Genomic DNA, 12,494 nt, shown 5'->3' with positions numbered 1-12,494 from the left:
CGATCTTGTCCAAAAACCGGGTGCCAGGGTTCGCTGACGCGGACCTGCGGTTCGGGATCATGCTCTACTTCCGGTAGTTGGCGAGCCTCAACAGGATGAAGGCCGGCACGACGATAGCCGCGCCCAGCAGGATATAGCCGAGGAAACGGTCGATGGCGTGGAAGCCGAGATTCCACAGGTCCATGAAGAATTTGCGGATGCCGTAGAGCACATCCATCGGCGACCAGCCGAAGGCGTTCATGACCAGGCCGACGAGGAAAGACACCACCAGCAGTTTCAGGATCACCTTGAGCGGCGAGTCGCCAAGAAAGCGCGTCAATGCGGACAAGGCCCGTCTCCAGATTGAGGTACCCAGGCTAGAGGGCGTCAGCCAGACATACGCACTTGGCTTGTCCGCTTCAAGCCGGGAGTTCTGCGGGGTAGCGAGACACCGAGCATAGTGTGGCCGCAAGCCGAGCCCAGGCGCATGGCAGACTGCCGGCTACTGCCGCACCGATCCCGCTGGCTTATCTGTTTTCTAACCAATTGCCGCTATTCCCAATCGGATAGCGGGAGCAAGGCTTTGGTGGAGACGGAGAGAAACACCGCGCGACGCGGCGTCATGCTGTCGGTGGTCATCCCATGCTACAACGAGCTGGATGGCGTGGCCGAACTGCATCGGCGGGTAACGGCCGCATGCCTTGAACAAGGCCCTTCCTACGAGATCGTCCTTGTTATCGATGGCGCGACCGACGGCACGCGCGAGGCCATTCTCCAGCTGGCCGAAAAGGACGACCATGTCGTCGCCATCGACCTTGCCCGCAATTACGGCCACCAGATCGCGTTGAGCGCCGGGCTCGAATTCTGTCGCGGCCAGCGCATTCTCATTCTCGATGCCGACCTGCAGGATCCGCCTGAACTGCTCGGCGCGATGATGACGAAGATGAACGAAGGCTTCGATGTGGTCTACGGCCAGAGGCTGACGCGCGATGGCGAAAGCTGGTTCAAGCTCGCCTCCGCGTCCATGTTCTATCGCTTGCTGCGCCGGATGGTCGACGTAGACATAGCCCCGAATACCGGTGATTTCCGGCTGATGAACCGTCGCGCGCTCGACCATCTGAACGCGATGCCAGAGCGTTACAGGTTTATTCGCGGCATGGTGAGCTGGATCGGGCTGAAACAGGTGGCTTTCCCCTATGAGCGGCACCGCCGCTTTGCCGGCACCACCCACTATCCGCTGAAGAAAATGCTTCTTCTGGCGGTCGACGCGATGACCAGCTTCTCCATCGTGCCGTTGCGGTTCGCCTCGCTGCTCGGAATGATGTTCGGGCTTCTGGGCCTGGTCGTGCTCGGCTACACGCTGCTCGAATGGTCGGTCGGAAACGTGTTGCCCGGCTGGACCAGCCTTGCCGCGATCGTGCTGATCCTCGGCAGCGTCCAGCTTATGGTGCTCGGGATCTTCGGCGAGTATCTCGGGCGCATGTACATGGAGACAAAGCGGCGGCCGCTCTACTTCGTCAACGAGATCGTTTCGCGCAGCCAGGCGGTGGAGGACGGCGAATTGCCGGTCCATCGCCTGCAGGAGATGGCAAAGAGGGCCGCACGTGCTTGAGGCGGAGTTCGACCAGTTTGCGCGGGAATATCAGGAGCAGCATGCCGCAAGCATAAGGCTGAGCGGCGAAAACCCGGATTTCTTCGCCAGGTACAAGATCGACGACGTCGCCGCGACGCTGCGGCGGGCCGGTGTCAAACCGCGACGAATACTGGATTTCGGCGCCGGCGTCGGCAATTCGCTAGGCCATATGCGCAACGCGTTTCCCGACGCGGAGATCACCTTGCTCGATCCTTCGCGGGAATCGCTCGACATCGCCAGCAAGCGCTTTCCCGGCCAGGCCGCCTTCACGCATTTCGACGGCAAGACAATTCCCTTTGCCGACGGCAGCTTCGACCTGGCCTTCGCGGCCTGCGTCTTCCACCATATTCCCGAGAACCTGCAGATCGGGCTGTTCGCCGAGATCGGCAGGGTGCTGGCCGATGGCGGCAGCTTCTTCGTCTTCGAACACAATCCCTGGAACCCGCTGACCACGCACGCGGTGAGAAACTGTGCCTTCGACGAAAACGCGGTTTTGATAAATTCGCGCGAGATGCGCGGGCGCATGGCCGAGGCGGGCCTTGCCAACACGAGGATCGTCTACCGGATTTTCTTTCCTCGGATGCTTGCGAGACTGAGGCCGTTCGAGCGCTTCCTCACCAAGGTACCTGTCGGAGCCCAATATTTTGCGTATGTGGTCAAGCCTGCCGTTTGACTTCCCGAGGATGCTGCGATTTGGCGCCGTCGGTCTGTTGAACACGGCGCTGGGATACGCGGTCATCCTGGCCGGGCTTGCGCTTGGTCTGGGCGACATCCTTGCCAACGCCACGGGTTATGCCGCCGGCCTTGTCCTCGGCTTCTTCCTCAACCGCCAATGGACCTTCAGCAGAGCCGATGGCTTCCAGCCCGGAACCGCGCTGCGCTACGGGGGTGTCTTTCTGGTCGCCTACAGCATCAATCTGGCCGTCGTGATCGCCGCCCGTTCGGCAGGCATCGTCGAAAACCCGCTGGTCCACCTCGCGGGAATCTGCGTCTATTCGGTGGTTTTCTATCTTGGCTCGGCCCGCTTCGTGTTTGTGGGACGTGGGGACGACAGCACCGACCGCACAGTTCGGGTGGCCGACAAGCCTCGGCGGCAGTCCGCCAGTCCAACACCTTGAACCCAACTGTCACCGGAACCGATCAGAGGCGGCGCATCATGAACGACGCTCAGGCCAGTGTGGCGGCCGCGACATACAACGAGCGGAACAGGCTGATCTTCTGCCTGCTCGCGGCCTTGGCGATGGCGGGTGCGTTGGCTGCCCAGGCAGGCGCCACCCTGCAGGATCCCGACAGCTGGTGGCAAGTGAAAGTCGGTCTCGATTTCCTGACAAACCGGACATTTCCGACCGTCGATCCTTACTCCTACACGTTTGCCGGCCAGCCCTGGATTGCCAAGGAATGGCTGGGGCAGGTCCTGCTGGCTCTTGCCTACCGGGCGGGCGGCTGGAACGGGGTCGTCACCGCGATCATCGCCTCGATCTCCCTGACGGTTTTCCTCATGGGGTGGTTTCTCAGCGCATGGCTGAAACCGATCCTGGCGATTACACTGGCCTTCGCGGCGGTGTTCCTGATCAACCCGATCTTCACGGCGCGTCCGCATGTCTTCACCTTCCCGATCATCGTCATCTGGACGGCGGTGCTGTTCGGTGCGGCAAGGGAAGAACGGGCGCCGCCCTGGTGGCTGCTTGTCCTGGTCGTATTATGGGCGAACCTGCACGCCACCTTCACCTTGAGCTTCGTCATCGCGGCTTTCGCCGGTCTCGATCTGCTGGCGCGCACGGGCTTGTCAAAACCGGCCCTGCTGGCGAAATGGATCGCGTTCGGCCTGCTTTGCCCGCTGGTCAGCCTGTTCCACCCGTACGGCGTCCAGGCCATCCTGGCGACGCTCGCCGTGGCTTACGGCAACGAGGCAGTGTCGCTGATCATGGAATGGAAACCGTTCAATCCGCCGGACAGTCCTGTCCAGGAAGCGGTGATGCTGCTGGCGCTTTTCGGGCTATTGGTGTCCCGATTGCGAATTGGCTGGGCCAAGGCGTTGTTCGTCGTCTTCACCTTGCATGTCTATCTCGCCCATGTGCGCTTCATGTACCTGTTCTTCCTGCTGATTCCGCTGGTGATGGCGGCCGAGGTCGCACAGCAATATCCCTCGCTTTCAGCCACCGCGTGGCTGGCCGAAAAGCGCGACGGGCTGGAGAGATTCTTAGCCAGACGGTTCTACGCCATTTGCGGCACGGCAGCCGTTCTGCTGATTGGCGGGGTCGCTGTGCTCGGCAGCGTCTATCAGGTAGCGCCAAGTCCGAAGACATCGGCCAGCGGGGCGCTGGCATTCGCGCAAAGCCATCATCTATCCGGCAACGTGCTGAATTCCTACAATTTCGGCGGCACGCTGATTTTCCACGGGTTCAAGACCTATATCGACGGACGGACGGACCAGCTGTTCCTCGGCGGTTTCACAAAGAGCGATAACGACACCGGACGCGGCGACGGCAAGCCGCTCCTCGAAGCCCGCCTGAAGAAATACGCAATAGATTGGGCGCTGCTATCGGCCGACGACAGCCGCATTCCCTTCTTCGACCAGTTGGGCTGGAAACGGGCCTATTCGGACGACTACGCGGTAATCTATCTGCCCGGCGCCTGATCCCGGTGCGTTCCTGGCGAATTTCGCGACAGCAATATATGCCTTGACACCCATGTTGCAGCGCAGCAAAATTGCTGCCTGGGGGTAAGCCTGTGAGATCGACGAGCCGGGATTTTCAGCACGATCGACGACATCGCCGCATGAGCGTGTCGGGTGCGGCCGCACGGATCCTGGTGGTCGCGCGCGGGCCGGCCGGATGAACTACCGGCGCGACATCGACGGCCTGCGGGCCGTTGCGGTGCTGCCCGTCGTGCTCTTCCATTTCGGCGTGTCCGCCATTCCCGGCGGCTTCACCGGTGTCGACATCTTCTTCGTCATATCGGGCTATCTGATCAGCGGCAGCCTGCTCGATGATCTTGAGCGGGGCCAATTCTCGATCGGCCGCTTCTACTGGCGCCGCGCACGGCGCATCCTGCCGGCGCTGACCTTCGTCATCCTGCTCGCGAGCATTGCCGCCTGGTTCATCCTTCTGCCTTCGGATCTCCACGAATTCAGCCTCAGCGTGATCGCCGCCTCGACCTTCTGGTCGAACATCTATTTCTGGAAAACGACGAACTATTTCTCCATCGACGCCGAACTGCGGCCGCTCCTGCACACATGGTCGCTTTCGGTGGAAGAGCAGTATTATATCTTCGCGCCGATCCTCCTTTATCTGATCTACCGATACGTCTCGAAGCGCTGGCTGACGGTACTTCTGCCGATGGCCATCGGCAGCTTTGCCCTGGCAGTCATAGCAACCTCGCTGGCACCGACGGCAGGGTTCTATCTCTTGCCGACGCGCATATGGGAGCTGGCGCTGGGCGCCATGCTGATGTTGCGGAAGCCTCCGGTCCTAGCCAGTCGGCTGGCGATGGACCTGATCGGCCTCGCCGGCTTTGCCCTGATTGCATTTGGCTTTGTGATGATTTCGGACAGCGATCCGTTTCCCGGCTACAATGCCCTATTCCCCTGCATCGGAACAGCTCTGCTGATCTATGCTGGCCAGGATAGCGCCGACAGGCCGGCACCTGTCGCCACTCGCGTGCTTCGGTTGGCGCCGCTGGTCTGGGTCGGCCTCATTTCCTATTCGCTTTACCTCGTCCACTGGCCAATCAACTCCTTCGTCCATTATCTCTCCCTGAAGACTGTCGGTGTGCCAACGATTATCGCGATGACGGTTGCCAGTTTCGCCTTGGCGGCATTCTCCTGGAAATATGTCGAGCAACCCTTCCGCCACAAACGAGCCTATACCGCCCCGCTGCCCATCTTCGCGTTTTCGGCGACGGCAATCGTGCTGCTGTGCGCCGGTGGTTTGGCCGGCGCACTGGGCAACGGTTTCCCGCAACGGTTTCCGGATTTCTCGACCGAACGTATCCGGGTCGGCGACTGGCGCAACGGCATCTGTTTCAACGAAAACGGGACCGGCATCGAAGACTGGAACCTTGCCGACTGCACCCGTACAACGGGCTTTGCCACCAATGTGCTGCTGTGGGGCGATTCTTTCGCTGCCCACTATGTTCCGGGACTTGAGCCCAACGCCCAGAAAATCCAGGCCAATGTCATCCAATACACCTATGCCGGCTGTCCGCCCGACCTGACCTATTTTTCCTATGCTCGGCCTGCCTGCACCCGCTTCAACGAACGGGCCTTGTCGATCATTCGCGACGCCAACATCCAGGCGGTGATCCTGAGCGGCCGATGGACCGACTACCAGGCCAGGGGCTTCGACGGCCTGCAGAAGACGATCGATCGGCTTCGCGAGATGGGGGTCAAGGTCTATACCGTCGGCCAGTCTCCGGAATTCATCGCCGACGTCCAGAAGATCGCTTTTTTGGTGAAACGGGAGCATGCCGGAACCACGTCCTGGCCGATGGCTATGGATCCGGACATCAACGCTCGGGTTCTGCCGTTCACCAAAGGGGGCGATTTCATAGATCCGCTGACGTATCTGTGCGACTCGGCCGGTTGTTCATACGCCGATGCCACGACCAATGAATTTCTCTACTTCGACTATGGCCACTTCTCTTCCGCCGGCGCGACGCTGGCCATCTCGAAATACTGGCCAAGCTTCGCCCCCAGCAATGAGGTCGCGGAGGCAAAACGGCAATTCACGGCCGCGGGCGCGCCGTGATCCGCAGCACGACCGTCGTGAGAACAGGCCGCTTTGCGATTGCCCGAAGGCTAACCCTCATGGTAACGAGGGCGCAAGCGGGTATGATGTAATGGTAGCTTGTCAGCTTCCCAAGCTGAACGCGAGGGTTCGATTCCCTCTACCCGCTCCAGTCTAAGGCGTCAGAACCATTTCAGCGCCTGCCTGTTCGTCGAACACAACCGAGCAGCCTCGCGCAAGCGCCACCGTTGCGAGGGCGCTTGCCGCCGCGTCATCCGATGAAACGAAATCGCCGGTCAACACCCGCAATTCTTCCACGCCTTCAGCCATGGAAACGAAATTCCCGACCGATCGATCGTGCTTGCAGGCCTCGATCACGCAAAGCAGATCGATGATTTCGAAGCTGCGCATGTTCAGCCTCCAGAAGAAATCGTCCCTTGCAAGATCATGAACGCATCGGCGGGAAATAATGTTCCCAGCTCGCTTTCGCCAGCCTCGGCCTGGCGGTGCTTTTGCCGGACAACCTTACCCGAGCGAACCATCATCCCACTTCCCTCAGAATGAAGTCGTGCAGCATCTTGGCGGCCGGCGACAGCGCGCGATTCCTAACCGTGATCAGGCTGTAGGGCCTGACCTCGATGTCGAATTCGGTCTGGACGACGTCGATGGCGCCGGCCAGCCCGTCAGGGTTCTGGATGAATTTCGCCACCTGGACAGAGACCGGTGCGATGGCATCGGATTGCGCGACCATGACCAGGGTCAGGAGCAGCGAACTGGTGTTCAGGATACGGTCCGGCAAAGCGATGTTGCGGTTGAGGAAGTTGCTCTCCATGGCCTGGCGCAAGGGCGAGCCGCCAGACTGGAAGACCCAGTCATAGGCGGCGGTCTCTTCCAGCCGCACCGCCTCGCCCTTGGTGAGCGGATGGCCCCGGCGCACGATCAGGCAGGCCTTCTCGACGCCGATGACGCGCGACTCGAACAGCCGCGGATTGAGATCGTCCGGGATGCGGGCGATGATGAAGTCATGGCGCGTGGCGATCAGCTCGCGTGCCAGCACATTGGAGGTCTCGACCTGCATGGTGATCTCGATGCGCGGATAGATGCGGCGGATTTCACGAATTGCCGGCACCGCCAGCTCGATTGCAGGCGCGGTCACGGCACCCAGGAAAACCGAACCACCCTTGCCCGCCTTGAGCTCGGAAATCTCGCGGTCCACCTCACGCATCTCCAGCAGGATCGAGCGCGCCCGCCTGGCCAAAGCCTTGCCGTATGGCGTCAAGGTGATACCGCGCGGCAGCCTCTCGCACAGCTTGACCTCCAGCACCGCCTCCATCTCTGCGATCATGCGCGAGGCCGCCGGCTGCGAAATGTTCAGAACCTGGGCTGCCGCGCTGACCCGGCTGTGGTCGTCTAGCGCGACGATCATGCGCATGTGACGCAGACTGAGACCGCTGCGCAGCAGGGTTTCGCCATCGCCCGGTGCTTCTCTGTAACCATTTGAAGCTGTTGTCGGATTCCCGGGCCGCGCCATCGCTTTTCCCTGCCTTCTGCTCGTGTAAGGCCGACCTTGGAGTCAGCCCGTCACGTCCCAATACATATACCAACCATGATATAGCAACCATCAAAGATCGCATTTGACAGTTATGGCAAAGACCCACACCCTCCGCGCGTTCCAAGACGTGACGGTCGCTGACGAGAAAAATCGTATCGATTGAATCAGCGTCTCGGGGCCATGGGAGGATACCGGAGATCGATATGACGGCAGCAGTGCCCTTGGCGCTTCTGCACGATTGCGCGGCCCGCGACCCCCGGGGTGCCGCGTCCATCAAACAGGGAGAGTTAAAGTGAAAATCATCAAGACACTGGCCGCCGTCGCGGCCCTTGGCATCGCTGCCATGACCTACTCGGCGCACGCAGCCGACAAGGGTCTTGTCGGCGTGCTGATGCCGACCAAGACCTCGCAGCGCTGGATCAATGACGGCGACGCCGTCAAGTCCCAGCTCGAGGCTCTCGGCTACACCGTCGACCTGCAATACGCGCAGGACGACATCCCCAACCAGCTCAGCCAGCTGGAAAACGAAATCACCAAAGGCCCGAAGGCGCTGATCATTGCTTCGATCGACGGCACCACCCTGTCGGATGCTCTGCAGAAGGCCGCTGACGCGGGCGTCGTCGTCGTCGCCTATGACCGCCTGATCAAGAAGACCGCCAATGTCGACTACTACACCACCTTCGACAATTTCGGCGTCGGCGTGATCCAGGCGAATTCGCTGGTTAAGGGCCTCAAGGAGCGCTTCCCGAACACCAAGCCGTGGAACGTCGAACTGTTCGGCGGCTCGCCCGACGACAACAACGCCTTCTTCTTCTACGACGGCGCCATCTCCGTCCTGCAGCCGCTGATCGACGACGGCTCGATCAAGATCAAGTCCGGCCAGACCGGCATGGACAAGGTCGGCACGCTGCGTTGGCTCGCCGCCACTGCCCAGGCGCGCATGGACAATCTGCTGTCGGCCAACTATTCGGACGGCAGCCGCGTCGATGGCGTGCTGTCGCCCTATGACGGCCTGTCGCGCGGCATCACCGCCTCGCTGCGCGCCGTCGGTTACGGCACAGACGCACAGCCCTGGCCGATCGTGACTGGCCAGGATGCCGAGACCGCCTCGGTCAAGCTGATCATCACGGGCGAGCAGTACTCGACCGTGTTCAAGGACACCCGCGAACTGGCCAAGGCCACCGTCGAGCTCGTCGACAAGGTGCTCTCGGGCGGCAAGCCGGACGGCCTCGATGAAAAGACCTACAACAACGACGTCAAGGTCGTTCCCTCGATCCTGTTGACGCCGCATGAGGTCGACAAGTCGAACTACCAGGCACTGGTCGTCGACTCCGGCTACATCAAGGCCGACGAACTGAAGTAACCCCGGTTACAAAATCAGGGGTCCTGCGCAACGCAGGGCCCCTTTTCGTTCACCAGCGAGCCCGGTATTGTCGCCGACCTCGCCGGCAATGTTTGCCGACCTCTCAAGGAGCGGTTGTCCCATGGCCCCGACGATTTTGGAGATGCGCGACATCACCAAGACGTTCCCCGGCGTGAAGGCGCTGTCGAACGTCAACCTCAGCGTCGAGGAAGGCGAGATTCATGCCGTGGTCGGCGAGAACGGCGCCGGCAAGTCGACGCTGATGAAGGTGCTGTCGGGCGTCTATCCCTCAGGAACTTATGACGGCCAGATCATCTTTAACGGCGAGGAATGCCAGTTCAAAGGCATCCATGACAGCGAGCGCAAGGGCATCGTCATCATCCACCAGGAACTTGCGCTGGTGCCGATGCTGTCGATCGCCGAAAACATCTTCCTCGGCAACGAGCACGCCAGATACGGCATCATCGACTGGAATTCCAACGAGGCGCGCACCAGCGCCCTGTTGAAGAAGGTGGGCCTCAAGGAGGACCCCAAGACGCTGATCACCAATATCGGCGTCGGCAAGCAGCAGCTGGTCGAGATCGCCAAGGCGTTGAGCAAGGAAGTCAAGCTCCTGATCCTGGACGAGCCGACGGCGTCGCTCAGCGAAAAGGACAGCCAGGCGCTGCTCGACCTTCTGCTCGAATTCAAGCGGCAGGGCATGACCTCGATCCTGATCTCGCACAAGCTCAACGAGGTGAACCGGGTCGCCGACAAGGTCACGGTCATCCGTGACGGGCGCACCATCGAGACGCTGGCCAAGAAGGACATCTCTGAAGACCGCATCATCACTTCGATGGTCGGCCGTTCGCTCGACGACCGCTATCCGCCGCGCGAGCCTGACATCGGCGAGGTCGTGTTCGAAGTGAAGAACTGGTCGGTCTATCACCCGCTCCATGCCGAGCGGCAGGTGATCAAGGGCATCGACATCAACGTGCGCAAGGGCGAAGTGGTGGGCATTGCCGGGCTGATGGGCGCTGGCCGCACCGAATTCGCCATGAGCCTGTTCGGCCGCTCCTACGGCCGCCGCATCTCCGGCGAGGTGCTGCTCAAGGGCAAGCCGGTCGACGTATCCTCGGTGAGCAAGGCGGTCCAACACGGTATCGCCTACGTCACAGAGGACCGCAAGACCTACGGTCTCAACCTCATCGACCATATCAAGCACAACATCACGCTGGCCAATCTTGGCGGCGTCTCGCGCCACAGCGTGATCGACGACATGCGCGAGCTCGCCGTTGCCAACGACTATCGCAAGAAGACCAATATCCGCGCTTCCAGCGTCTATCAGATGACCGGCAATCTCTCCGGCGGCAACCAGCAGAAAGTGGTGTTGTCGAAATGGCTGTTCGCCGACCCGGACGTGCTGATCCTCGACGAGCCGACGCGCGGCATCGATGTCGGCGCAAAGTACGAAATCTATACGATCATCGCCCGTCTCGCGGCTGAGGGTAAGGCGATCGTCGTCATCTCGTCGGAAATGCCGGAATTGCTTGGCATCACCGACCGCATCTACGTCATGAACGAAGGGCGCATCGTGGGCGAAATGCCCGCCGCGGACGCAAGCCAGGAAAAAATAATGCGCGCCATCGTTCGTGGAGAAGGAAAAGCAGCATGAGCACCGAAAGCGCCCCCGCCCCGCAGGGCAACGTCGCCGAAGAGCAGCGCCCACGCATCGCCGTCTCGGCGCTGACGACGAACCTGCGCGAATACGGCCTGATCCTGGCGCTGATCGCCATCATGGTGTTCTTCCAGTTCACCACGAACGGAACGCTGTTCAAGCCGGTGAACCTGAGCAACCTGGTGCAGCAGAACTCGTTCATCATCGTGATGGCGCTGGGCATGCTGCTGGTCATCGTCTCCGGCCATATCGATCTAAGCGTTGGCTCGGTCGCTGGCTTCATCGGCGCCCTGGCGGCGATGATGATGGTCATCTGGCCGCTTGGTCCGTTCAGCAACCCGCTGGTGGTTTCGATCATCTGCCTCATCGTGGGCGGCGCGATCGGTGCGGCGCAAGGCTACTGGATCGCCTATCACCGAATACCGAGCTTCATCGTCACGCTGGCCGGCATGCTGATCTTCCGCGGCATCTGCCAGGCCCTGCTGGGCGGCGGATCCTCGGTGGGGCCGCTACCCGATGGCTTCAAGGCGCTCAGCTCCGGCTTCATCCCGGATGTCATCGGCCCGCTGACGCTGATCCCGCCGACGGTGAACGCGGCCGGCAAGACCATCATGGGCAGCGGCCTGACGCTGCACATGACGACGATCGTGCTGGGCCTGATCGCTGTGCTGGCCTACGCCTATTTCGGGGTGAGGACGCGCCGCAAGCGCGAACGCCATGGCTATGAGGCCGAGCCCTTTGCCCTGTTCGTCGTCAAGACGCTGGTCGGCAGCGCGCTGGCGCTGTTCCTGGTCTACCAGTTCGCCAGCTACAGGGGCCTGCCGGTGGTGCTGCTCGTCATGGGCGTGCTGATCTCGCTGTTCGTCTTCGTCACCAAGCGCATGACCATCGGCCGCCGTATCTATGCCATGGGCGGCAATTCCAAGGCCGCGCAGCTGTCAGGCATCAACACCGAGCGGCTGACGCTGATGGTGTTCATCAATATGGGCGTGCTGTCGGCGCTCGGCGGCCTGATCATCGCGGCGCGACTGGGACAGGCGGTGCCGGCCGCGGGCCTCGGCAGCGAGCTCGACGTCATCGCCGCCGTCTTCATCGGCGGCGCCTCGGCGATGGGCGGCGTCGGTCAGGTCATCGGCGCGGTGGTCGGCGGCTTCATCATGGGCGTGATGAACAACGGCATGTCGATCATGGGCGTCAACGTCGACTGGCAGCAGGTGGTCAAAGGCCTGGTGCTGCTCGGTGCTGTGATCTTCGACGTCTACAACAAGAACAAGGCTTGAACGGGCTTAAGAGCAATTCCAGGAAAAGTGTGAAACGGTTTTCCGCCTGGAATTGCGCCAAGACAATGAGTTAGAGCGGTTCGCCGTTTCCGTGAAACGGTGAACTGCTCTAGGCGAGGCAAGCAGGAGGCATACGATCGCGGCGCTGCCGGCAACCCGCCGGTAACAGAAGTCCCTGAGGGACCAGGCCCGCGAGCGCAATCCGAACTGAGAATTTAAACCGTGGCATGGACGAGGTCCCGGCCGCGCTGAGTAAGGTCTGCCGTTTTGGCAGTCCTGCCAAGGCAAATGAGAGAGGATTCA

General features: G+C 61.3%; 11 protein-coding genes and 1 tRNA gene. 9 read left to right on the top strand and 3 right to left on the bottom strand.

Features of this window, described 5'->3' with window-relative positions; all coding sequences use genetic code 11:
- Positions 1 to 64: 64 nt before the first annotated feature.
- Positions 65 to 328 (bottom strand): DUF6460 domain-containing protein, encoded by a 264-nt coding sequence (locus tag AC0L2U_RS09755; RefSeq protein WP_013533620.1) that lies wholly within the window; start codon positions 326 to 328, stop codon positions 65 to 67.
- A gap of 273 nt (positions 329 to 601) precedes the next feature.
- On the opposite strand from AC0L2U_RS09755, the gene AC0L2U_RS09750 reads away from it, so the two are divergent.
- From AC0L2U_RS09750 to AC0L2U_RS09725, 6 genes are all read left to right on the top strand, one after another.
- The gene (locus AC0L2U_RS09750) at positions 602 to 1,591 is read left to right on the top strand and encodes a glycosyltransferase family 2 protein (RefSeq protein ID WP_185929007.1); all 990 of its coding nucleotides are present in this window, start codon (positions 602 to 604) and stop codon (positions 1,589 to 1,591) included.
- Complete coding sequence (locus AC0L2U_RS09745) at positions 1,584 to 2,285, top strand: class I SAM-dependent methyltransferase (protein WP_473601793.1); 702 nt, start codon at positions 1,584 to 1,586, stop codon at positions 2,283 to 2,285. Before AC0L2U_RS09750 ends, AC0L2U_RS09745 begins: the two co-directional genes overlap by 8 nt.
- Positions 2,263 to 2,730 carry a GtrA family protein gene (locus AC0L2U_RS09740; protein WP_256745971.1) on the top strand — a complete coding sequence of 156 codons (468 nt, stop codon included), beginning with the start codon at positions 2,263 to 2,265 and terminating at the stop codon, positions 2,728 to 2,730. The genes AC0L2U_RS09745 and AC0L2U_RS09740 overlap by 23 nt, the downstream gene beginning before the upstream one ends.
- Positions 2,731 to 2,768: 38 nt before the next feature.
- A complete protein-coding gene (locus AC0L2U_RS09735) occupies positions 2,769 to 4,250 on the top strand; it encodes a hypothetical protein (RefSeq protein WP_473601792.1) in 1,482 nt (493 codons plus the stop codon).
- Between the two features lie 196 nt (positions 4,251 to 4,446).
- Complete coding sequence (locus AC0L2U_RS09730) at positions 4,447 to 6,360, top strand: acyltransferase family protein (RefSeq protein ID WP_128290122.1); 1,914 nt, start codon at positions 4,447 to 4,449, stop codon at positions 6,358 to 6,360.
- Between the two features lie 77 nt (positions 6,361 to 6,437).
- Positions 6,438 to 6,511, top strand: a tRNA-Gly gene (locus tag AC0L2U_RS09725).
- Between the two features lie 2 nt (positions 6,512 to 6,513).
- Here AC0L2U_RS09725 and AC0L2U_RS09720 read toward each other — a convergent pair.
- Both AC0L2U_RS09720 and AC0L2U_RS09715 read right to left on the bottom strand, forming a co-directional pair.
- Entirely contained in the window at positions 6,514 to 6,750 is a 237-nt protein-coding gene (locus AC0L2U_RS09720) for a hypothetical protein (protein ID WP_128290121.1), read from the bottom strand.
- 130 nt (positions 6,751 to 6,880) lie between these two features.
- On the bottom strand, positions 6,881 to 7,870 hold the full coding sequence (locus AC0L2U_RS09715; RefSeq protein ID WP_127395813.1) for a LysR family transcriptional regulator: 990 nt from the start codon (positions 7,868 to 7,870) through the stop codon (positions 6,881 to 6,883).
- A gap of 313 nt (positions 7,871 to 8,183) precedes the next feature.
- Between AC0L2U_RS09715 and chvE the strand changes: the two genes are divergently transcribed.
- From chvE to mmsB, 3 genes are all read left to right on the top strand, one after another.
- Entirely contained in the window at positions 8,184 to 9,254 is a 1,071-nt protein-coding gene (gene chvE / locus AC0L2U_RS09710; protein ID WP_127266709.1) for a multiple monosaccharide ABC transporter substrate-binding protein, read from the top strand.
- A gap of 121 nt (positions 9,255 to 9,375) precedes the next feature.
- Complete coding sequence (gene mmsA / locus AC0L2U_RS09705; RefSeq protein WP_473601790.1) at positions 9,376 to 10,908, top strand: multiple monosaccharide ABC transporter ATP-binding protein; 1,533 nt, start codon at positions 9,376 to 9,378, stop codon at positions 10,906 to 10,908.
- Entirely contained in the window at positions 10,905 to 12,191 is a 1,287-nt protein-coding gene (mmsB, locus tag AC0L2U_RS09700; RefSeq protein ID WP_027038593.1) for a multiple monosaccharide ABC transporter permease, read from the top strand. Before mmsA ends, mmsB begins: the two co-directional genes overlap by 4 nt.
- Positions 12,192 to 12,494: the final 303 nt, after the last annotated feature.

The organism is Mesorhizobium sp. WSM4808 (genome assembly GCF_055811675.1).
This window is presented reverse-complemented; position numbering and strand designations above follow the sequence as displayed.

Coding starts and splice junctions, on each gene's coding strand:
- AC0L2U_RS09735 (WP_473601792.1), top strand. CDS start 2,769: ATGAACGACGCTCAGGCCAGTGTGGCGGCCGCGACATACAACGAGCGG.
- AC0L2U_RS09720 (WP_128290121.1), bottom strand. CDS start 6,750: ATGCGCAGCTTCGAAATCATCGATCTGCTTTGCGTGATCGAGGCCTGC.
- AC0L2U_RS09730 (WP_128290122.1), top strand. CDS start 4,447: ATGAACTACCGGCGCGACATCGACGGCCTGCGGGCCGTTGCGGTGCTG.
- mmsA (WP_473601790.1), top strand. CDS start 9,376: ATGGCCCCGACGATTTTGGAGATGCGCGACATCACCAAGACGTTCCCC.
- AC0L2U_RS09740 (WP_256745971.1), top strand. CDS start 2,263: ATGTGGTCAAGCCTGCCGTTTGACTTCCCGAGGATGCTGCGATTTGGC.
- mmsB (WP_027038593.1), top strand. CDS start 10,905: ATGAGCACCGAAAGCGCCCCCGCCCCGCAGGGCAACGTCGCCGAAGAG.
- AC0L2U_RS09750 (WP_185929007.1), top strand. CDS start 602: ATGCTGTCGGTGGTCATCCCATGCTACAACGAGCTGGATGGCGTGGCC.
- AC0L2U_RS09715 (WP_127395813.1), bottom strand. CDS start 7,870: ATGGCGCGGCCCGGGAATCCGACAACAGCTTCAAATGGTTACAGAGAA.